Here is a 20,723-nt window from a genome sequence, read left to right as displayed (position 1 = left end):
GCGCACGAGCTCAACGACTCGTGCGCCCCTCAGGTTCGGACTGCGGGGCCCGCGGGACTCGCCCCCCGGCTCCCGGCCTCGACGGCCCTCGGCCGCGTCAGAGACGTCAGACGGCGTCAGAAGACGACGACCGGCTTGACCGCCGCCCCACTGGCCGAGTCGGCGAACGCCTCGTTGATCTCCTTGAGTTCGTAGGTCTGCACGAGCTCGTCGAAGGGGAAGCGGCCCTGCTGCCACAGCTCGACGAGGCGGGGGATGAAGACCTGCGGGACCGCGCTGCCCTCGATGACGGTCTTGAACGTCCAGCCCTTCAGGAGGGACTCGCCGATCTCGAAGGGGACCGTCGTACCGGCCGCCGCGGCTCCGACGAGCACGATGGTGCCCCGGATCGCCAGGGCGTCCAACGCCTGGGTCAGCAGGGCCGGTACGGCGGTGGTGTCCACGACGTAGTCCACGCCCTTGCCGCCGGTGATCCTCTTCAGCTCGGACACGACGTCGGCACTGCCGGAGTTGACGGTGTGGGTGGCGCCGATCCGTCGGGCCAGGTCCAGCCGGGAGTCGTGCAGGTCCACGGCGACGATCGTGGTGCAGCCGGCGACCTTGGCCGCCATGACGGCCGCCGAGCCGACCGCTCCGGCCCCGAAGACCACCAGGGACGTGCCCGCGGCGGGCTGCAGTTCGTTGAGCACCGCTCCGGCGCCGGTCTGCAGGCCGCAGCCCAGCGGGCCGAGCTTCTCCAGCGGTACGTCGGCCGGAACCTTGACCACGCTGCGCTCCACGACGTTGGCGTGGGTCGCGAAGGAGGACTGGCCGAAGAAGTGGGAGGACACCTGCTCCCCGTTCGAGGACAGGGAGGTGGTGCCGTCGGAGCGCCGGCCGCCGAAGCACTGCTCGTAGGCGTTCTCGCAGTAGGTCGGGTTCCCGCTCATGCACTGCGCGCAGACTCCGCAGGACGCGGCCGACAGGACCACGTGATCCCCGGGCACCACAGTGGTGACCGCACTGCCGACCGCCTCCACGACACCGGATCCCTCGTGACCGAGGACGGCGGGCAGCGGGGTCGGGTACACCTGGTCCCTCACGATCGCGTCCGTGTGGCACACACCGGTGGCGACCATGCGGACCCGGACCTCGCCCGGCCGAAGGTCGTCCAGTTCGAGCTCCTCGATCGTCAGTGGCTTCGACTCGCCCCGGGCGACAGCGGCGGTGACGTTCATGGCACAAACCATCCTTTCGCTCCTGCGTCGTGCGGATAGTTGAACCGTAAATGACTTTGCGAGCAAACGCTAACCAGGGTTCGGAGGGTGCTTGAACAGGAGTGACCGCCACGAAGTTCCGTTTCGCGAACGGGTGATGGTGGCGCCGATGGGGTGTGAGGTCGTCCCGGGTGGCAGGTGAGCGGGTGGGGAGGTTCCCGCCGGGGGCGTTCGGTACCGGCGCGGCGTACGGCACCAGCCGGAAGAACCTCGATCGGTGGCAGCGGCCGTCCGGGAGTGCGAGGGTGGAAGGCATGTGACGTCCATCGAGGAGCAACGCATGATCGTCACCATCGTCGGTGCCGGGAACATGGCCCGCGGCATCGGTACCCGGGCGTTGGCGGGCGGGCACTCCGTCCGTCTGCACGACCGCGGGAAGGCCAAGGCGGAGGAGCTGGCCACCGCCTTGAGCCAGGCCACCCCCGGAGCGGACGTCACGGCGGTCGACGCCGACGCCGTGGCTGACTCCGACCTCGTGGTGCTCGCCCTGCCCTATCCGGCCGGACGCGACGTCGCCGCCGCGTGGGCCGGCCCCCTGGCAGGGAAGGTCGTCGTCGACATCTCCAACCCGGTGGATTTCACCACCTTCGACTCACTCGTCGTGCCCCCCGGCACCTCCGCCGCCGAGCAGATCGCCGCCGCCGTGCAGGAAAGCCGGGTCGTCAAGGCCTTCAACACCACCTTCGCCGGGACGCTCACCACGGGGGAGGTGGCAGGCCGGCCACTGGACGTCTTCATCGCCGGAGACGACGAGGCAGCGAAGCAGGCCGTCTCCGGCCTGGTCTCCTCCGCGGGGCTGCGCCCCCTGGACGTGGGACCGCTGCGCCGGGCACGCGAGCTGGAAGCCTTCCAATTCCTGCACATGGCGTCCCAGGAACGGCTCGGCCTGAACTGGTCCAGCGCCATCGCGATCCTGCCGTGACAGCCGGCGCATCGGTTTCCTCTCTCCCCGATGCACAGCGTGGTGGCTGTTCTCAGCGCCTGCACGGACCACGTCGACCACGCGCCGGAACGCAACCCGCAACACGGAAAAAGTCCGGCGGGCGGTCGATGTTCTGCGTCTGGACAACGGGCTCCGGAGTCTTCACCCGGAAGGGTCGCACGCTCAATGGCGTGTCATTGCGCGGCTTTTGAGCCGCCGTCGACGGCGAGGGTCTGCCCTGTGATCGACTTGGCGCTGTCGGAGGCGAGGAAGAGCACCAGTGCGGCGATGTCGTCGGGGTCCGTGAAGTACTTGAGGGACTGGATGCTCAGCGCGTCGGCGGTGACGTCCGCCAGGCTGCGTCCGTCGGCATCGGCTCGGCCCCGCAGGACCCGCTGGATGCGTTCACCGGCGACGGCACCGGGGGCGACGGCGTTGACGCGGATCCCGTCGGCCCCGAGTTCGAGGGCGAGCGTCTCGGTCAGACCGAGCAGTCCTCGCTTGGTGGTCGCGTAGGGAGCGCGGTTCGGGTAGCCGTAGCGACCGCCGACCGAGGACATGATGACGACGACGCCGGCCGCGGACTTCTTCAGGTGAGGGAGGGAAAGCCTGGTGACGTTGAAGGTGCCGGTGAGGTTGACGGCCAGTACCTTCTCCCACTGGTCCGGGTCCGTCTCCTCCACTGACGCGGTGGGACCGGAGATCCCCGCGTTGTTGACCAGGACGTCGATGCCCCCGAGGGTGCGCACCGCGGTCTCGACGAAGGTCTCGACAGCGCGCCGGTCCGACACGTCGCAGACCGTCCCGGTGACCCGGGGATCGGCCCGAGTGACGCGTTCCAGCGCCGACTCGTCGATGTCGCAGATGTGCACGCGGTCACCGTCGGCCGCGAAGGCCTTGGCCATCGCGAGCCCGATTCCGCTCGCCGCCGCCGTCACGACGACGTTTCGAGGTGTGTCCATGCGGGCCCTCCTCCTTGTCGGCCGCGCCGCACTGTCCGGTGCCGGGGGGGCGGGCTGTGTCCCGGCCGGTACGGTCAGTTGGGTTCGGCTCTGCGCCAGGTGAGCGCCGAATTGACGGTCTTGCCGCTCGACGAGATGGGCGACGCGGTGCTCAGGTGCAACGTCTGTCCCTCGAGCCTCACCACCCGTGGCTGGGTCTGACCGGTCCAGTTGGGGAACAGGGACACGAACATGGTGTGGGTGAGGGTCTGCTTCTCCTCATCCACGTGGAAGGGACCCGAGTAGGCGATGTAAGTGGTCGCTTCCGCCGTGTAGTCGTCGGTCGTGCCGTCGAACCAGTCCCCGGAGGCGAACACGGGGCGGTCGGGTCTGGACAGCTGCGCGGACATGTATCCGTCGGGGGTGTACATGATGATGCCTTGCGGCGCGTGGCCCAGCGGTTCGAACGGCTCGGACCCGTCCACCGGGGTTTCCCGGTACGACACCAGTTTCCACGCGCCGATCAGCCGTTGACGCAACCCTTCAGGCACGATGACCTCCATTGCCCCACGCACCCACCACCCCGCCTCCTCTGAGGCGCCCCGCCGGTGTCGGGAGAGGTGGGTTCATCCCCTGAATGAGAAAATCCCACGTTCGACTCGCGGGCGCTCGGCCAGTGCGGCGTTCGGGTTCGGGCCTTACCGAGCCGCCGACGCACCGGCCGGCTCGCCTCACGGCGCACTTCCCGTCCCGGCCGGCAACAGCGCCTGTCGCAGCGTCGCCGCCCTCGACCACTGCACTGCTTCATTCGATCCCAAGAGCATTGAGCCGATGCTTGTCAAGTTTACTGAGGTGAGATATATAGGTGTTGTCGCCATGTGCATCCCGTCCCGGAGAGGAGTGACCGATGATGCTCATGCGAACCGATCCCTTCCGCGAGCTGGACCGGCTCACCCAGCAGGTCTTCGGCACCGCTGAGAGGCCGACGGCCATGCCGATGGACGCCTTCCGCGACGGCGACACCTTCGTCGTCGAACTGGATCTGCCGGGCGTGGCCCCCGAGTCGATCGACCTGGACATCGAGCGCAACGTGCTGACGGTCAAGGCAGAACGCCGTCCGAGCATCGGCCAGGACAGCGAGGTCGTGATCGCGGAGCGACCCACCGGGTCCTTCAGCCGCCAGCTCTTCCTCGGCGAAACCCTGGACACCGAACACATCGACGCCTCCTACGAGGCCGGTGTGCTGCGGCTGCGCATCCCTGTCGCCGAGCAGGCCGAGCCCCGCAAGATCACCATCAGCGGCGGCGACTCGCGCAAGCAGATCAGCGGCTGAACCCGCAGTACGAGGCGGGCGGGAACCCGGGCCAGGGACTCCCGCCCGCATACCCCCGCCAGACATCGGTCGGTCCCCTTCGGAGGACGTCATGCGCATGCACTGGGACGCGTTCATCTCCGCGGTCCAAGAACGCGGCGAATACCCCACCCAGGAAGAGGCGGAACGATCCTCCCGCGTCGTTCTCGGCCTGCTGGGTGCTCATCTGGTGGGCGAAGTGCGCGCCGAGCTGGCCGCCCGGCTGCCGGAAACGCTGGCGCTGGTTCTGCTCAATCCCCTCCAGGCGCACGAACCGCTTTCGCCGGAGCGGTTCATCCGGGCGGCTGCGGCCTGGATCGAAGGCGCCACCGAGAAGACCGCGACGTGGGACGTCAGCGCCGCCCTCAGTGTGGTGGCCGACGTCGCGGGCGACGACCTGGTCAACCGCATCCTGCTCCAGCTGCCGCCGGGCTACGACCTGCTCTTCGGCCGCCCCCGGCCGACCTGACCACTGCACCACCCGTGCGTGGACGTGACCCGACCAGGAAGCGGCATCTCGCGCACGCGGCCCGGAGCGGGACGTGCGCAGCCCGACAACGGTACCTAGGGTGGGGAGTGCGGGAGTGCAGGTATGTGACACAGCCCGGAACGAGTGACGAAGCAGGAAGACGCGCGACGCAGTGCCCGGTCCGCTGCAGGCCCGCCGCGACGAGCGGCGACCGGCGCGGACCGCGCGCACGCCGTCGGGCGTTGGGGACGGACCAAGGGCGGTTCTGAACCATGAGGGATGTACATCGGCTCGAGCCCATCTCGGCGGACCTGGGCAGCGGCACCGTGCTCGCGGCGTGGGAACGGTTCGTGCAGGGCGAGGACCAGGTCCCGGGTGTCCGGCCCCTGGTGGCGATCTCCTGGCATCGCTGCCGAGAGCAGTACCGGGTCGATCCCCACCTCACAGAGGCTCCGGTGGCTGTCACGACGCCCGACCACACGCCCGAGCACGATGTCGTATTCGCCGAGCTGGGTTTTCGTGCCGCCTCCGTGGCACATGAAGTGGGCAACCTCGGTGGCGTCGTCACCGTCACCGATGCCACTGGCCGGATCCTGGCCGAGTGGGGCGACCAAGCCACGCTCGCCAGAGCCGGCGACTCCAATCTGACGCCCTGGTTCTGCTGGTCCGAGTGCGCGGTCGGCACGAACGGCATGGGCACGGCGCTCGAGGCGCACGGCCCGGTGCCGATCAGGGGAGCGGAGCACTGGTGCCAGGCGTTCCACAACTGGGCCTGCGCGGGCATCGCGGTGCGTGACGTGGTGACCAGGGAACCGATCGCGGTCCTGAACATCTGCTGCTGGCGCAGCCGGCTTCCCGCGTCCGCGGAAAGCTGGCTGGCGAACGCGGTCACCATGACCCGGTACCCGCTGAAGAGGCGCGCCCGGAACAGCGGCGCCGAGTTGGTCGCGGCCTACACCCGGGCCAGGACACGCTCCAGTGCGGCGCTCGCCGCGGTGGACACCGCGGGCCAGGTGGTGATAGCCGACGACATGGCAAGCATGCTCCTGGGCGTCCCGGCATCGACCCCGGCGGTCGACCCCACGCTGAGATGGAACGCCGGGCTGCCGGAATTGATAGCAGCCGCCCGGTACGCCACCAGGCAGGCAGCCCACAATCCCGACTGGGTCGGCTCGACGCAGATCTTCGCCCACTTCGCCGACGAGCCGACAACGATCAGCCTCCGACCCGTCTTCTCGTCCGGACACCTGATCGGGAACCTGGTCTCGTTCGGTGCCTCCGACGGGGCACAGTTCCCCCAGGAGGAGGAGTCCGCGCACCCTCGGATGCAGCCGCGCCGACTGGTCGCGACGCGCGACAACCGGATGGTGCTGCTGCGGCTGCCGGAAGTCTCCTTCGCCGAAGCGCAGGGAAACGACGTGTGGCTCTCCACCGATCAGGGGCGATTGCGGGCCGCTTCTCTGAGCCTGGACAAGCTCGACGGTGAGCTGGCGGACGTCGGCTTCCTGCGGGTGCACCGCCGGTATGTGGTCAACCTCAGCCGCATCCGGGAGATCGAGCGCGGCCCCAAGGGCGAGCTGTCTCTGGTCATGGATGACCGGACGAACGAGATGGTGCCGGTTTCCCGGCGAAACGCGCCGACCGTGCGTCGCGCGCTGGACCTCTGAGTTTCCCGGCACAACCGCTGTCCCGGAAGGAAAACCCCGTGTCTGACAGCCCGGACGCCGTTGGCGGCGAGAGGAACGTGGGGAGCGCGGGCGGCCTCGGCCTCTCTGCCTCGGCCGGGCACCCCGGCCACCCGATCGGGGGCGCGAGCAACCGCGACTGGTGGCCGAACCAGCTCGACCTGAGGATCCTCCGGAAACACCCCGCCATGGCCGACCCCATGGGCGAGGACTTCGACTACGCCGCGGAGTTCCGGACGCTCGACCTCGACGCCCTGGCACGGGACGTCGACGAGGTGCTGACGACGTCGCAGGAGTGGTGGCCGGCCGACTTCGGCCACTACGGGCCGCTCGTGATCCGGATGGTGTGGCATTCCGCCGGGACGTACCGCATCGACGACGGCCGCGGTGGCGCGGGCGCCGGCATGCAGCGTTTCGCGCCGCTGAACAGCTGGCCGGACAATCGCAACCTCGAGAAGGCGCGCCGGCTGCTCTGGCCGGTGAAGAAGAAGTACGGCCGCAAGATTTCCTGGGCCGACCTGATGATCTTCGCGGGCAACCGGGCCCTGGAGACGATGGGCTTCACGACCTTCGGCTTCGCCGGCGGCCGGGCGGACGTCTGGGAGCCCGACGAGGACGTCTACTGGGGTCCCGAGCACGCCTGGCTCGGCGACGAACGCCACGGCGGCGTCCGGAATCTGGAGAACCCTCTGGCCGCCGCCCAGATGGGCCTCATCTACGTCAACCCGGAGGGACCGAAAACCGTCCCGGACCCGCTCACCGCGGCCCGGGACATCCGCGAGACGTTCCGGCGCATGGGGATGAACGACGAGGAGACCGTCGCGCTGATCGCGGGGGGCCACACGTTCGGCAAGACCCACGGCGCGGCCGACCCGGACGCCCACCTCGGCCCCGAACCCGAGGGCGCTCCCCTCGAGGAGCAGGGCCTGGGCTGGAAGAGCAACTACGGCACCGGAAAGGGCGCGGACACCATCTCCAGCGGGCTCGAGGGTACGTGGACACCCACCCCGACGAAATGGGACAACGGCTTCCTCGAGACCCTGTTCGGCTACGAGTGGGACCTGGAACTGAGCCCCGCCGGCCTGTGGCAGTGGATCCCGAGGGACGGCGGCGGGGCGGGCACCGTGCCGGACGCCCACGACCCGTCGACGACACACGCCCCGACGATCCTGACGACGGACCTCGCGCTGCGGTCGGACCCGGTCTACGAGCCGATCGCGCGGCGCTTCCTGGAGAACCCGGACCAGCTCGCGGATGCGTTCGCCCGGGTCTGGTTCAAGCTGACGCACCTCGACATGGGCCCGATCCAGCGCTACCTCGGACCGCTGGTCCCCCGGGAGACGCTGCGCTGGCAGGACCCGCTCCCCGCCGTGGACCACGAACTCGTCGGGCCGGCGGACATCGCCGTGCTCAAGAGCCGGATCCTCGCCTCCGGGCTGTCGGTCTCCCAGCTCGTCTCGACCGCGTGGGCGTCGGCCTCGACGTTCCGCGTCAGCGACAAGCGGGGCGGGGCGAACGGCGCACGCATCCGCCTCGAGCCGCAGCGGGGCTGGGAGGTCAACGCCCCCGACACGCTGGCACAGGTGCTGCGCACCCTGGAGGGGATACAGAAGTCCTTCAACAGTTCCCCGACCTCCCAGGCCGGGGACAAGAGGATCTCACTGGCCGATCTCATCGTGCTCGGCGGAGCCGCCGCCGTCGAGCGGGCCGCCGAGATCGCCGGCCACGACGTCCAGGTCCCCTTCACTCCGGGACGCACGGACGCCACGCAGGAGTGGACCGATGCGGAGTCCTTCGCCCCGCTCGAGCCGACCGCGGACGGGTTCCGCAACTACCGCGGCAAGGGCAACCGGCTGCCGTCGGAGCACCTGCTGGTCGACCGCGCGAACCTGCTGAACCTGAGCGCGCCCGAGATGACCGTCCTCGTGGGTGGCCTGCGGGTGCTGGGCGCCAACCACCAGCAGTCGCCGCTGGGCGTCTTCACCTCGGCGCCCGGGTCGCTCACCAACGACTTCTTCGTGAATCTGCTCGACACGGGCACGGAGTGGAAGCCGACGTCCGCGACCGCGGAAACCTTCGAGGGACGCGACCGCGCCACCGGCGAGGTCAAGTGGACCGGTAGCCGCGTCGACCTCGTCTTCGGCTCGAACTCCGAACTGCGTGCCGTCGCGGAGGTCTACGCGAGCGACGACGCACGGGAGAAGTTCGTGCAGGACTTCGTCGCCGCGTGGCACAAGGTCATGAACCTCGATCGGTACGACCTCGCTTGATCCTCCATCGGGGCCCGGACACCGGAAGAGGCGTCGGGACCGGTCAGCCGGTGTTGATCGGCGACGGTTGACCGGGGCTGCCACCGGCCCCGGCGCGACGCGGTGCAGCCCGGCTCCTCCCAACGGTGGCACATCCGGTACGAGCGGTAGCTGTTCGCGGACGAACGGCATGAGCCGGCCCGAGATGGTGCTCACCCTTGTCGGTGTGATTCGTCCGGCGTAACGTACTTATTGAATAATAATTTTTCACCCTTTTCGGCGTGATTCACCTGGGGCAGCGCGCCTCTTGACCGCCGATTACAGCCGGGCCTCGGGCGACACAAAAAGGAATTTTCGAAGTCGATTCGGAGACCCTTTTTCCGAACGGAGGTGTGCAATCGGCCGCGGCGTACCGCCGTCAGCGCGGCCCATGCGAAGTGGACATAGAGATTCGGGACGAGGAGAGTGAAGCCCCGATGACGACCGCGCAGGAGCGAGCCGACCTGCTGGACAAGATCGGGTTGGCCGCACAGAACAAAGCAGCGCTGGGTCAAGTGCTGGCAACCGGAAACATCGGGCAGGCCACTGAGGGATCGGACGGCCGCATGCAGGCCACCATTCGTATCAACCCGGATGAGCTGATCTGGGATCCTTCTATTCTGGTCATGCCCCATGGAGGCGATATCGAACTCGAGCTCGTCAATGACGACCTGAACACGCACTGCGCGCTCCTGCCGAGCAACGGCGACCGGAAGTTCATCTGGTTGGTGAACCATTCGCGAGGACGGGCCACCCTCAACCTCGACGGGCCGGGCTACTACTGGTTCAGTTCGCCCACGGGCAATGACGAGGGCCGGGGGCTGACCGGGGCCATCGTCGTCCTGGGGGACGCTCCGCCGGAGGCTCGCCTCGACCGCCCCGAACAGCCGCGGCCGTAGAAAGGAGGAGGCAATGACTGTCGCATACGTGGACGCGGGTGAGGCTGTCGACCAGGGAACCCTGAACTACAAGACCCCGGGGGCAGACGTCGCGCCGCCGGTGGTGGCCGACGTCACCTACGAGCGCATCCTCAATGCCCGCGAGGAACCCCAGAACTGGCTCACCTACTACGGCGCCTACAACGGGCAGCGGTACAGCCCGCTGGACCAGATCAACACGGAGAACGTCAAGCGCCTCGCCCCCGCATGGGTCTTCCAGGCCGGCACGACCGGCCTGATCGCGGGCGCGTCGACCTACTCGTTCGAGGCCGCCCCGGTCGTCGTCGACGGGATCATGTTCGTCTCCGGCTGGGACGGCTGGCTCTGGGCCCTCGACGCGAAGACGGGGGTGGAGATCTGGCGGTACAAGCACGCGGTCCCCTTCGACGTGTCCCTGTGCTGCGGGAACGTGAACCGTGGGGTCGCTGTGGCTCAGGGGAAGGTCTTCTTCGTCACGGCGAATGCCCGTGTGCTCGCGCTCGACGCCACCACCGGCAAACGGGTCTGGGAAAAGACCTACGGAGACGTCCGGGCCGCGGAGAGCGCCACGGTCGCCCCGCTGGTCGTGAAGAACATGGTCATCGTCGGGAGTTCCGGCGGCGAGTTCGGCGTACGCGGCCACCTCGACGCGTTCGACCTCGAGACCGGCGAGCACCAGTGGCGCTGCTACACGGTGCCGAAGCCCGGGGAGCCCGGCTCGGAGACCTGGCCCGCCGACGGCGAGGCCTGGGCGCGGGGTGGGGCGAACTGCTGGGTCACCGGCACCTTCGACCCGGAGACGAACCTGCTGTACGTCGGCACCGGCAACCCGGCGCCCGACTTCGACGGAGCTGTCCGCGAGGGCGACAACCTCTTCACGGACAGCGTCATCGCCGTCGACGTGGACAGCGGTCAGATCCGCTGGCACTACCAGTGCACCCCGCACGACGTGTGGGACTACGACAGCATCGCCGAGTGCATCCTGTTCGAGCAGGACGGGCGCAAACTGCTCGGGCACTTCGACAAGAACGGCTACTTCTTCGTCCTTGATCGCACGAACGGCGAGAGGGTCCAGATCACCCCCTTCGTGGACCGCATCACCTGGGGGGCGATCACGAGGGAGGGCCAGGTGACGGCCAAGGTGTACCCGGACAAGGAGGGAGACCCGGTCCACTTCTACCCGGGTCCGGCCGGCGCCAAGGAATGGACCCATGCGGCCTACAGCCCGAAGACCGGTCTCTTCTACGTCCCGGTCCAGGACACCGGCGCCACGGCCACCCGGCGACGCCGGGAGTTCAAGGAGAGCATTCCGTACTGGGGCGCGGGCGTTCAGGTGGACATCGAGGACATGGCGGGGTCCATCAGCGCGTTCGACGCGGGCGGCGAGGAGAAGTGGCGCTGGCGCAACGACCTCCCGATGTGCGCCTCGGTGCTGGCCACCGGCGGTGACCTGGTGTTCGCCGGTGAACCCTCCGGGGAGTTCAACGCGCTCGACGCCCGCACCGGGGAGCTGCTGTGGCAGTTCCAGTGCGGGAGCGGCCACCACAGCAACCCGACCACCTACATGGTCGACGGCAGGCAGTACGTCGTCGTGCCGGTCGGTTGGGGCGGATGGGCCGAGGGGTTCCTCCCCGGCATGCTCGGCGCGGGGCACGGAAGCGCCCTGCTCGCCTTCGCCCTTCCGGAATCGTCGTAGCGCGTGACCGGCGCCTGCCGCAATTCGGGCAGTGAGGAGGTGAATCCATGGAGTCCCAGCTCGCTGTGTGGGAAACCCCCGAGTTCGACGAGATCGGAGTCGCGGCCGAGGTGACCATGTACGTCGCTCGGTTGGAGGACGAGTGACACGGGGCGGCGCCGGACCTGGTCCGGCGCCGCCCGAGGGCCCGGGACGGCCACGGACGGCCGGGCCGACGACGGACCCGGATCTTCGACGAACGGAGTACCGACGTGTTGCTGCGGGTACTGGGATCGGCGGCGGGGGGTGGCTCCCCGCAGTGGAACTGCGGCTGCCCGGTGTGCGCCGCGGTCCGCTCCGGGGCCGGCCCCGCGCGCACCCAGTCGTCGGTCGCGGTCAGCGCCGACCGCCGCCGGTGGTTCCTCGTCAACGCCTCGCCCGACGTCCGCACCCAGATCGAGGCCTTCCCCGGCCTGCACCCGCAGGACGACCGGACGACGCCGCTGGAGGCGGTGCTGCTCACCGACGCCGAGCTGGACCACACGCTGGGCCTGCTCCTGCTGCGCGAGGCCCGCGCCCTGCGGCTGTACGCCACGCCGGCGGTGCGCGAGACCCTGTGTGTCGGCTCGGGGCTTCTGCGCACGCTCGAGCGCTACTGTCCGGTCGAGTGGCGGACAGTGATCCCGGGCACCGACCTCGCCCTGGCGGACGGGCTGTCCTGCCGGGTGTTCGACGTGCCCACCACCAAGCGCGACCGGTTCGGAGCCGGGGTGGACCACGGCCGCGTCGTGGGCTACCGGCTGACCGACGAGCGCAGCGGGGGGACGCTGGTGTACCTGCCGGGGGTGCAATCGCTGACGCCGGCGCTGCGCGTGGAGATCAAGGGCTGCGCATGCCTGCTGCTCGACGGGACCTGCTGGCGCGACGACGAACTCGTACGGCTCGGCCTGGCCGGCAAGACGTCCCGGGAGATGGGCCACCTGCCCATCGACGGCCCGGACGGCAGCCTGGCGCAGCTCCCGTCGCTGGGCGTGGGGCGGACGATCTTCGTGCACATGAACAACACCAACCCGGTCCTCCTGGAGGACGCGCCCGAGCGGCGTATTTTGGAGGAGAGCGGCATGGAAGTGGCCATGGACGGCCTCGAGGTCCAGGTGTAGAGCCGTGACGACGACAACCACGGGAACCGGTGCCGACGCCTTCGTCGAGACGTTGCGGGCCCACTCGCGGCGGTACCACGACCAGCACCCGTTCCACGTCCGGATGAACGCCGGCCTACTGAGCCGCCTGCAGATCCAGGGCTGGGTGGCCAACCGCTTCTACTACCAGGAGAACATCCCCCGCAAGGACGCCGCGATCCTCTCCGACTGCCCCGACCTCGAGGTCCGCCGCCGCTGGATCCGACGGATCGTCGAGCACGACGGCACCGCCGCCGGCGAGGGCGGCATCGAGGCGTGGCTGCGCCTCGGCGAGGCCGCCGGGCTGACCCGCGAGGAGATCCGGGACCACCGGCACCTGGTACCCGGGGTGCGGTTCGCCGTCGACGCCTACGTGAACTTCGCCCGGACCCGCCCGTGGGTGGAGGCGGTGGCGTCCTCGCTCACCGAGCTGTTCGCGCCCGACCTGATGGCGGCGCGGCTGGCCGCGTTCGAGCGGTGGTACCCGTGGATCGCCCCCGAGGGCCTCGCCTACTTCCGCGCCCGCCTGGAGCAGGCCCCCCGCGACTGCGAGCACGCCCTCGAGGTGGTCACCGCGCACTGCCTCTCCGCCGAGTCCCAGGCGCGCGCCGTCGACGCGCTGTCGTTCAAGTGCGACGTCCTGTGGAGCCTCATGGACGCCATCGACCAAGCCTATCCGGAGTGACCGTCATGGACCCGACCCAGAGCGGAACGCCCCGGACCGAAGCCGGCACCCGGCACGGCGTCGGGGTGTCCGGATCGGACCGGCCCCGGTTGGCGCGCCATGTCCGACTGACCTTCTGCCGGACCAGGCGGCGTCAGACCCTGCAGCTCCCCGAGACGGTGGTGGTTCTGAACGGCAGCGGCGCGGACATCCTCGAGCTGTGCGACGGGCGGCACACCGTGGCCGAGATCGTGGCCGAGCTGGGCGCGCGCTACCAGACCGTCCCCGACGACGAGGTGCGGCAGTTCCTGACCCGGCTCGTCGCCCGGCGCTACGTGGAGATCGCCGATGGATAGCCCGTTCGGATTGCTCGCCGAGCTCACCTACCGCTGCCCGCTGGCCTGCCCGTACTGCTCCAACCCGCTGAACATGGCCGGCTACCAGGACGAGCTGGCCACCGACGAGTGGCGGCGGGTGCTGGCCGAGGCCGGTGACCTGGGGGTTCTGCAGTGCCACCTGTCCGGCGGGGAACCGCTGCTGCGGCGCGACCTGGTGGAGATCGTGGCGGACGCCCACGACCTGGGTCTCTACACCAATCTCATCACCAGCGCCCTCGGGCTCTCGCGTCCGAGGGCCGAGCAGCTGCGGGCCGCCGGCCTCGACCACGTGCAGATCAGCATCCAGTCCGACGAGCCGGCCGTGTCCGACCGGATCGCCGGGACCCCGTCCTTCCGACGCAAGATCGAGGCGATGGGCGTGGTCAAGGAGCTGGGCTGGCCGCTCACCGTGAACGTGGTGCTGCACCGGCTCAACATCGACCGCGTCGCCGACGTGCTCGAGCTGGCCGAGGAGGTCGGCGCCGACCGGGTGGAGCTGGCCAACACCCAGTACTACGGCTGGGCCTGGCGGAACCGTGACGCGCTGCTGCCGAGCCGGGCCCAGCTCGAGGCGGCCGAGGTCGCCGTGCGGGCCGCCCGCGAGCGGTTGCGGGACCGCATGGACATCATCTACGTCATTCCCGACTACTACAGCCGCTACCCGAAGCCCTGCATGGGCGGCTGGGCCTCCCGGCAGCTGACCGTGACGCCGAACGGCGACGTCCTGCCCTGCCCCGCCGCCCACACCCTGCCGTTGCCGCGGGCCAGCGTGCGGGAGGACTCGCTGGAGCGGATCTGGGCCGAGTCCCCGGTGATGAACGCGTTCCGGGGGACGGACTGGATGCCGGAGCCCTGCCGGAGCTGCCCCCGGCGGGAGCTGGACTTCGGCGGGTGCCGCTGTCAGGCGTTCCTGCTCACGGGTGACGCCGCCCGCACCGACCCGGTCTGCCACCTGTCGCCCGACCACGGCCTGGTCACCCGGGCGGTCGAGGCCGCCAACGCCGACTCGCGGGCCGACGACCTTCCGCTGATCCCCCGCATACACCGGGCTAACCGCCGAACATCAACGGCAGCACCACAGCGGCGATGATCAGGGTGATCCCGCTCAGCAGGTCCGAGCGGATCCGGATGAGGCGCGCCGCGGCCCTCCCGAGCCGCAGCCCGACCAGCGACATCACCGCCGTGATGGCGCCGAAGACGGAGGCCGAGAACCACGGCGAGAGCCCGAGGAGCCCCAGGCTCGCCCCGGCGAACAGGTTGTCCAGGCTCAGTGTCAACGGGATGCCGAACAGCGCCCACGGTTGGTCCAGCTCCTCCGGCTCAGGGTTCCGAAGGGCCGAGATGACGAGGTAGAGACCGTACCCGCCGAGCGCGGCCGCGCCCACCAGATCGGCGACGCCCCCGACGGCCTCCCCGATCCGGCGACCGACCAACAGCCCGACCAGGGGCATGATCGCGTCCCACAGCCCGAAGGTCAGCGCGACCTGCACCGCGCGCTTCAGACCGAATGGGACGGTGCCGAGCGCGATCGATACCCGGAAATTGTCGAGACTGAGCACGAAACCCAGGACCAGTATTTCCCCGATCATGGCGACGTCGCTGCCCGAGAACGCCCGACGCCGACAGGAACGACTCTGCCTCGGCTAGCATTCGCCATGCTGGAAATGATATCTCAGACGGTCCGCGGAATAAACCCGGTAATCCAATTTCCGGCAGTTTCTCGACACTGCTCGCCCGACGGCGGTTTGCAGGCTTGCCAAGGCACCTGACGAGCTCATTCGCGGTGGTCCGTCCGCTGCAGCGCGCGGGGCTCGCCACCCCACGGGGTCTGCTCCCGGAAACACTCCCACCCCGATGGAAATCCGCCGGAGCCAGGAGCCGCCTGCGGACGAGAGCTTGCGATTAATCAGCTGAGGCACTGGCGCCGGGAAACGCCCATCCGGCGTACGAATCAACGGACGGTCGGTAAGCGGATCGAGTCTGTGCCGCGACAGATGAAGATGAACCTGTTCCCGGGCATTCTTCATCCTGATTCCTTCACCACTTACCGAGTAAGCCGTCCGCACCCCCTCTTCGATTGTCGGCCCGCGGGCGTCGTCTCCTGGAGCCCCACTCGATGAGGAATGGGCCGCTGTGCGCGATTCACCGGTGCTCGCCGGCTGGTTCGGGCTGCCGAACGATGAGTTTCTCCTGCCCTGGAGGTCTGTCTCAGCGCAATGGCCCGGCGGGCCGAAATCGAACGGCAAGACTCAGCGGGAAGGGAACTTCGACCATGAACTGACGACCTCCGTCGTCGGCGTGGCTCCCTGGCCAGTGCCCTCCAGGAGTTCTCCGTCTCCTCGGCTGCCGGAAGGGGCTGCCGACAAGGGGTGGAGGTGTCGTTGTCCGGCGTGCGACGCCGCAGCCGTTCCGCCACGACCTCTGCGTCGTCCCGCACCGAGACGGCCAGGAGGCTGAAGGGAGCCGTGGGCCGCAGTTCGACGCACACCACGGGCCTGCCGGGCCGTACCGCCACGAAGTCCTGCCCACCGGGGTGGCTCCGCGTGCCGACGCACAGCACGCCGGGAATCCAGACGCCGTGCAGGACCACTCCGCGCAGGGCCCGCCACCAGCTGGGCTCCACCGTCACCCGGCGTACGGCCGTCAGTGGCACGCGCACGCCTCCGCGGCGCGCGGCGGCCTTTTCCCACCACGGCAGGCGCACCACGAGGTCGTCGCCCTGCACCAGGATCCGTGCCATGTCCCCTCTTTTCCATGCTCGCTCCGGCCGGGGTGGCGGCACGAGGGACGACACCGGCCGCGCCCGCCGTCGTCTCTCGCGGACGGCCCGCCTGATCCACTGCCGCGCCATGAGGCCTGCCGCAGACGACAGAGAGGTACGGGTCCTCACGGCACTACGCGTCGGGGTCACGAAGGCCGGCTGCGTCATGCCGCCGGAGCGGCTCGACGCAGTGCTACCGCTGAGGGATGCCGAGTTCGCGGCCGCGGTAGAAGCCCTCCCGTTCCTCGGCGACGTACGGGGCCATGGCGGCACGCCGTTGCGCCTCCGCCTCGGAGGACCGCCACGCGTCGCAGGTCTCCCGGGAGTCCCAGAACGACACCCCGGTGATCTCCTGTCCGTCCTCGGACCAGTAGGCGTAGGCGCGGCGGAGCCCCTGCGGGGCGGGTTCCGGCCGCCACTCCTTCTCGAAGTCCTCCAGGGTGCCCGGCCGAATGCGCCGCGTCGTCACCCAGACGAAGTGCTCTTCCATCGCAGCCTCCTCCGCAACGCCGGTCGGCTCACCGAGCTCTCTCCGACCACCGTAGGCCCGCGGCACGCTCTCCGCCTGCCTGGGACGCCGGCGCCGCCGATCCCGGCTCGCGGGCCTGATCGCATGAATCGTTTCCTGTTATGGGGGCCGACGACCGACCATGGAGAGGGAGAAGGCAGTGCAGTCGGGGGCGGGAGTCGTCGGCGGTGAGGGCGATGAAGGGTTCGATCCGGCTCGGAAGTGTCCGGGGCCTGGCGCTGCGGGCGCACTGGAGCGTGCCGTTGCTCATGCTGCTCCTCGCGTACGGCCTGGCGGCCCGGACACTGCCCGGGTACGTGCCGGGCCTGGCGCCGGTGGTGTACGCGGTCGCCGGAGTGGCCGGAGCCTTGCTGCTGCTGGCGAGTCTGGTGGTGCACGAGGCCGCGCACGCGCTGACGGCTCGCAGGGCGGGGATCCCCGTGCAGGACATGACATTGTGGGCGCTGGGCGGGGTCACTCGGATGGACCAGCCGACGACACCGCGAACGGCCTTCCTGGTCGCCGCCAGCGGGCCGCTCGCCAGTCTGCTGCTCGGCGCCGTCGGTATCGGCGCGGCTGCCGCGGTCGCGGCGACGCTGGGCTGGCGGATCCCGGTCGCCGTACTGGGCTGGCTCGGTGGCACGAACCTGTTGCTGGGCGTCTTCAACCTGCTGCCCGCCGCGCCCCTGGACGGAGGCCGGCTGACGCAGGCCCTGCTGTGGTGGCGTACGGGGGACCGCGAGCGGGCTCAGCGGGCGGCAGGACGCGGTGGCCAGGTCGTCGGCATGGCGCTCGCCATCCTGGGCTGGCTGGCGTTCGCCCGGGGACTGACGGCGGGATTGTGGCTGATCTTCGTCGGCCTCTTCGTGGCGGGCGCCGCGGCGGCCGAACGCCGGTGGGCCGAGCTGGTCACAGCCCTGCGGGGCGTACGGGTCGGGCAGGCGATGACCACTCCGGTGGTCACCGGCCCCGACTGGCTGACCGTGGACCGCTTCCTCTCCGAGGTGACCGCGCAGGCGGGGCACTCGGTGCTGCCGCTGCTCGACTTCGAGGGTCACCCCAGTGGCGTCGTACAACTGCGCCGACTGGCCGGCCTGCCGTTCGAGAAGCGGGCGTCGCTGCGGGTGCGCGACCTCGCGACCCCGCTGTCCCGATGCACGCTCGCCGCACCGGACGAGCTGCTGAACTCCGTCCTGGAGCGCCTCGGCACCACCGGGCTCCTCCTGCCGATCCTCGTGATGGACGGCGGCCGGCTGAGCGGAATCATCACCGCGCACGACATCGACCGGTTCCGCCGGCACTCTCGGCTTTCGTCGGCGCCCCCGCCGCCCTCCGGACCGCCGTGAGGACGCCCGGCTTCCGTGTCCGGAGCGATCGGGTGCCCTCGCGAGCCCCGGGTGCGGCAGACCTCCCGGGCCGTCGGAAGCGGGACATGATGGAAGTGGAGTACAGATGTGTTCCGTGAGGAGGAGTACGGCATGGCCGGGTCAGACTCTGGCGGCACCGAGGGCACGAGGGACGGCAAGTCGCGGTTCGACGACATCTACGACCGGCCGGATCCGCGCGCGTACTTCAGGCGGCTGGCCCCGCTGGAGTACGAGATCCCGCACCACGCCCAGCCGGTCTTCCGGCAGGTCGCCGCCGAACGGGCCGCACTCGACGACGGCCGGCCGCACAGGCCGGCGGTGCTGGACGTGTGCTGCTCGTACGGGATCAACGCAGCGCTGCTCAACCACGACGTGACGCTGGCGGAGATGTACCAGCGGTACACCTCCCCCGCTTGCCGGACGATGTCGACGGCGGAACTGGCGGCACGGGACAAGGAGTTCTACGCCGAGCGGCGCCGACCGGACGCCGTGCCGGTCTTCGGCCTGGACGTCTCGGCACCCGCCGTGCGCTACGCGCTCGAGGTGGGGCTCCTGGACGCCGCCTTCACCGACGACCTCGAACAGGGCTCGCCCGGCCCCGGGCTGAACCGCGCGCTCACCGAGGTCGGCCTCGTCACGCTGACCGGCGGCGGCAGCTACGTCACCGCCCGAACGTTCACGGCGCTGCTGGACGGTGCCCGGAGACCGGTGTGGGTCAGCGCGTTCGTGCTGCGGACGGTGTCGTACCAGCCGATCGTCCGGGCCTTGGCCGCACACGGTCTGAGCACCACCGTCGATGCCTCCCGCACCTATCCGCAGCGCCTCTTCACCGACGAGCAGGAACGGCGGTACGCGATCGCGGCGGTACGGGCGCTGGGCGGCGACCCCGCGGGGCGCGAGGAAGCCGGCCGTTTCCACACCCTGCACTACGAGTCCCGACCCGACACGCCATGAAAGCCGAGCGGGAAGCACCACGCGAGCCGTTGGCACCGCCCACGGGGTGAAGCGGCCGCGGGGCAGGACCGGAGCCGCCCGACCGATCTCGGGCCGCACAATACGCAGCCGCCTGGACGGGGCGGAGCTCTCGGTCATCACACGGCGACCACGTGCACGTCCGTCGGCGTGAGGACCGTCAGGTAGGCCTCGATGTCCCCCGGATCGGTGGTGAAGACGACCGCACTGCCGTGCCGGGCCGCTGCCAGGGCCACCCAGGCGTCCACCGCGTCCGGCCGCTTCTTCGCCGGCAGGGCCGCCCGCCCCAGAGCGGTGCCGATGCGCCGCCAGTCCGCGAGGTCGGGGCCCGTCGCACAGGCCAGACACTCCGGACGACCCGCCTTCGTCTCGCGCACGGGCGGCTCGGACGTACGGGCCTGCGGGACGGTGCAATCCTTCAGCACCCCGGACAGGGCGTGCACCAGCGCCGGCTGGGGGCGCCACACCTGGGCGAGGACCGGGCCGAGCACCAGCGCCCGGTGCGGGACCGTGCGCAGTCCCTCGTGGAGAGCCACCGCCTTCGCCTTGCGGTCGGCGAGCGCGATGAGCATGCCCGTGTCGTACACCGGCACCCGTGCGTTCACGCGGCGTGTCCCGGACGGCGGTCGTGCCGGTCCCGGCCGTGGACGAGGCCCAGGGCCTCCTCGACCTCGCGGCGTTCCTGCTCCGTCAGCTCCGCGGCCGGTTCCGGGGCGGGTTCGGCGGGCAGCCCGTCCGCTGCCCGCTCCGCCCGGGCGATGAGCGCGTCCACCTCGGCGAACTGTTCCTCTATGGCATCACTCTCGGTCATCTGGCGGATCGCGGCATGCACCAGGTAGGCCGAGACGTCCATGCCCGCCCGTTCCGCGTGCTGCCTGATGCGTTCGGCCTGGTCCTGCTCCAGGCTGATACTGATCCGTGTCCTCGCCATGAAGGCATCGTAATACGCGTATGACGGCAGGGCGAGCGCAACAGGATGTGCGCAACCCGGACCCGGGCCCCCACGGTACCGACGGAGATCACCCCGTCACCGGGCTTCAGACAGCCCGCTCGATGTGCTCGAAGACGTCCGAGCCCGTCTCCCGCTGCCGGGCCGGAAGGTCGGCCCGGTCGGCGACATCGCGGGCTTCGGAGCCTTGAAGTGCTCGCACATCCGGGCGGTCCAGCAGATCGCGACGAAGCGGCCTGGAGACTGGCCCGGATCACCCGGCACCCCGACGAAATGGCGTACCGGGTCCATGGACAGCTTCGTCGGTGAAGGAGGGCCGGCCTCGGCTCGCGAACGGTACCTGCACCAACGGCTCCTCCTGGTTTCCGTGGGAGTGCCGCCAGTCCTCCATGCTCCTGGAGAGCACTACTCTGCTCTCTGGGCGGCAGCCCGCGCGGTGCGTA

At 70.0% G+C, this 20,723-nt stretch carries 21 protein-coding genes; 14 read left to right on the top strand and 7 right to left on the bottom strand.

Going from position 1 to position 20,723, the window contains the following annotated elements; genetic code table 11:
- Window positions 1–116 precede the first annotated feature (116 nt).
- Window positions 117–1,217 (bottom strand): NAD(P)-dependent alcohol dehydrogenase, encoded by a 1,101-nt coding sequence (locus tag DIZ27_RS37580; RefSeq protein WP_109382874.1) that lies wholly within the window; start codon window positions 1,215–1,217, stop codon window positions 117–119.
- 319 nt (window positions 1,218–1,536) lie between these two features.
- Between DIZ27_RS37580 and DIZ27_RS37575 the strand changes: the two genes are divergently transcribed.
- Window positions 1,537–2,178, top strand: coding sequence for an NADPH-dependent F420 reductase (locus DIZ27_RS37575; protein WP_109382887.1), 642 nt, complete (start codon window positions 1,537–1,539; stop codon window positions 2,176–2,178).
- 194 nt (window positions 2,179–2,372) lie between these two features.
- On the opposite strand, the gene DIZ27_RS37570 is transcribed toward DIZ27_RS37575, so the two are convergent.
- A complete protein-coding gene (locus tag DIZ27_RS37570; protein ID WP_109382873.1) occupies window positions 2,373–3,140 on the bottom strand; it encodes an SDR family oxidoreductase in 768 nt (255 codons plus the stop codon).
- Between the two features lie 74 nt (window positions 3,141–3,214).
- The gene (locus DIZ27_RS37565) at window positions 3,215–3,670 is read right to left on the bottom strand and encodes a lipocalin-like domain-containing protein (RefSeq protein WP_219933696.1); all 456 of its coding nucleotides are present in this window, start codon (window positions 3,668–3,670) and stop codon (window positions 3,215–3,217) included.
- 359 nt (window positions 3,671–4,029) lie between these two features.
- On the opposite strand from DIZ27_RS37565, the gene DIZ27_RS37560 reads away from it, so the two are divergent.
- The 11 genes from DIZ27_RS37560 to pqqE all read left to right on the top strand — a co-directional run bounded on the left by DIZ27_RS37560 (window position 4,030) and on the right by pqqE (window position 14,813).
- Complete coding sequence (locus DIZ27_RS37560) at window positions 4,030–4,452, top strand: Hsp20/alpha crystallin family protein (protein WP_181383890.1); 423 nt, start codon at window positions 4,030–4,032, stop codon at window positions 4,450–4,452.
- 91 nt (window positions 4,453–4,543) lie between these two features.
- Entirely contained in the window at window positions 4,544–4,939 is a 396-nt protein-coding gene (locus DIZ27_RS37555) for a DUF2267 domain-containing protein (protein ID WP_109382870.1), read from the top strand.
- A 272-nt stretch (window positions 4,940–5,211) separates the two neighbouring features.
- Window positions 5,212–6,606, top strand: coding sequence for a DNA-binding protein (locus tag DIZ27_RS37550; protein ID WP_109382869.1), 1,395 nt, complete (start codon window positions 5,212–5,214; stop codon window positions 6,604–6,606).
- A 77-nt stretch (window positions 6,607–6,683) separates the two neighbouring features.
- A complete protein-coding gene (gene katG, locus DIZ27_RS37545) occupies window positions 6,684–8,894 on the top strand; it encodes a catalase/peroxidase HPI (protein ID WP_375232051.1) in 2,211 nt (736 codons plus the stop codon).
- 455 nt (window positions 8,895–9,349) lie between these two features.
- Window positions 9,350–9,811: an MSMEG_3727 family PQQ-associated protein gene (locus tag DIZ27_RS37540; protein ID WP_109382868.1), complete on the top strand. Its 462-nt coding sequence runs from the start codon at window positions 9,350–9,352 to the stop codon at window positions 9,809–9,811.
- A 13-nt stretch (window positions 9,812–9,824) separates the two neighbouring features.
- Window positions 9,825–11,525 carry a PQQ-dependent dehydrogenase, methanol/ethanol family gene (locus DIZ27_RS37535; RefSeq protein WP_109382867.1) on the top strand — a complete coding sequence of 567 codons (1,701 nt, stop codon included), beginning with the start codon at window positions 9,825–9,827 and terminating at the stop codon, window positions 11,523–11,525.
- A gap of 47 nt (window positions 11,526–11,572) precedes the next feature.
- Entirely contained in the window at window positions 11,573–11,671 is a 99-nt protein-coding gene (gene pqqA / locus DIZ27_RS37530) for a pyrroloquinoline quinone precursor peptide PqqA (RefSeq protein WP_109382866.1), read from the top strand.
- A gap of 105 nt (window positions 11,672–11,776) precedes the next feature.
- Window positions 11,777–12,664: a pyrroloquinoline quinone biosynthesis protein PqqB gene (gene pqqB / locus DIZ27_RS37525; RefSeq protein ID WP_109382865.1), complete on the top strand. Its 888-nt coding sequence runs from the start codon at window positions 11,777–11,779 to the stop codon at window positions 12,662–12,664.
- 4 nt (window positions 12,665–12,668) lie between these two features.
- Window positions 12,669–13,367 (top strand): pyrroloquinoline-quinone synthase PqqC, encoded by a 699-nt coding sequence (pqqC, locus tag DIZ27_RS37520; protein ID WP_109382864.1) that lies wholly within the window; start codon window positions 12,669–12,671, stop codon window positions 13,365–13,367.
- A 5-nt stretch (window positions 13,368–13,372) separates the two neighbouring features.
- Window positions 13,373–13,702: a pyrroloquinoline quinone biosynthesis peptide chaperone PqqD gene (gene pqqD / locus DIZ27_RS37515; protein WP_109382885.1), complete on the top strand. Its 330-nt coding sequence runs from the start codon at window positions 13,373–13,375 to the stop codon at window positions 13,700–13,702.
- On the top strand, window positions 13,695–14,813 hold the full coding sequence (gene pqqE, locus DIZ27_RS37510) for a pyrroloquinoline quinone biosynthesis protein PqqE (RefSeq protein WP_109382863.1): 1,119 nt from the start codon (window positions 13,695–13,697) through the stop codon (window positions 14,811–14,813). Before pqqD ends, pqqE begins: the two co-directional genes overlap by 8 nt.
- On the opposite strand, the gene DIZ27_RS37505 is transcribed toward pqqE, so the two are convergent.
- Together DIZ27_RS37505 and DIZ27_RS37500 are read right to left on the bottom strand one after the other, a co-directional pair.
- On the bottom strand, window positions 14,773–15,282 hold the full coding sequence (locus DIZ27_RS37505; RefSeq protein WP_258308723.1) for a manganese efflux pump MntP family protein: 510 nt from the start codon (window positions 15,280–15,282) through the stop codon (window positions 14,773–14,775). The genes pqqE and DIZ27_RS37505 overlap by 41 nt on opposite strands.
- Window positions 15,283–16,677: 1,395 nt before the next feature.
- Entirely contained in the window at window positions 16,678–16,974 is a 297-nt protein-coding gene (locus DIZ27_RS37500) for a hypothetical protein (protein ID WP_109382861.1), read from the bottom strand.
- Between the two features lie 215 nt (window positions 16,975–17,189).
- Between DIZ27_RS37500 and DIZ27_RS37495 the strand changes: the two genes are divergently transcribed.
- Both DIZ27_RS37495 and DIZ27_RS37490 read left to right on the top strand, forming a co-directional pair.
- The gene (locus DIZ27_RS37495; protein ID WP_109382860.1) at window positions 17,190–18,338 is read left to right on the top strand and encodes a site-2 protease family protein; all 1,149 of its coding nucleotides are present in this window, start codon (window positions 17,190–17,192) and stop codon (window positions 18,336–18,338) included.
- Between the two features lie 132 nt (window positions 18,339–18,470).
- The gene (locus tag DIZ27_RS37490) at window positions 18,471–19,313 is read left to right on the top strand and encodes a hypothetical protein (RefSeq protein ID WP_109382884.1); all 843 of its coding nucleotides are present in this window, start codon (window positions 18,471–18,473) and stop codon (window positions 19,311–19,313) included.
- A gap of 137 nt (window positions 19,314–19,450) precedes the next feature.
- On the opposite strand, the gene DIZ27_RS37485 is transcribed toward DIZ27_RS37490, so the two are convergent.
- Both DIZ27_RS37485 and DIZ27_RS37480 read right to left on the bottom strand, forming a co-directional pair.
- Window positions 19,451–19,936 carry a hypothetical protein gene (locus tag DIZ27_RS37485; RefSeq protein ID WP_181383887.1) on the bottom strand — a complete coding sequence of 162 codons (486 nt, stop codon included), beginning with the start codon at window positions 19,934–19,936 and terminating at the stop codon, window positions 19,451–19,453.
- The gene (locus DIZ27_RS37480; RefSeq protein WP_109382859.1) at window positions 19,933–20,262 is read right to left on the bottom strand and encodes a ribbon-helix-helix protein, CopG family; all 330 of its coding nucleotides are present in this window, start codon (window positions 20,260–20,262) and stop codon (window positions 19,933–19,935) included. The genes DIZ27_RS37485 and DIZ27_RS37480 overlap by 4 nt, the downstream gene beginning before the upstream one ends.
- Between the last annotated feature and the right edge of the window lie 461 nt (window positions 20,263–20,723).

Source organism: Streptomyces sp. NWU339, from assembly GCF_003143855.1.
In the GTDB taxonomy this organism is placed as follows: domain Bacteria; phylum Actinomycetota; class Actinomycetes; order Streptomycetales; family Streptomycetaceae; genus Streptomyces.
Note: the sequence above shows the minus strand (reverse complement) of the source record. Positions and strands in the feature narration are given on the sequence as shown.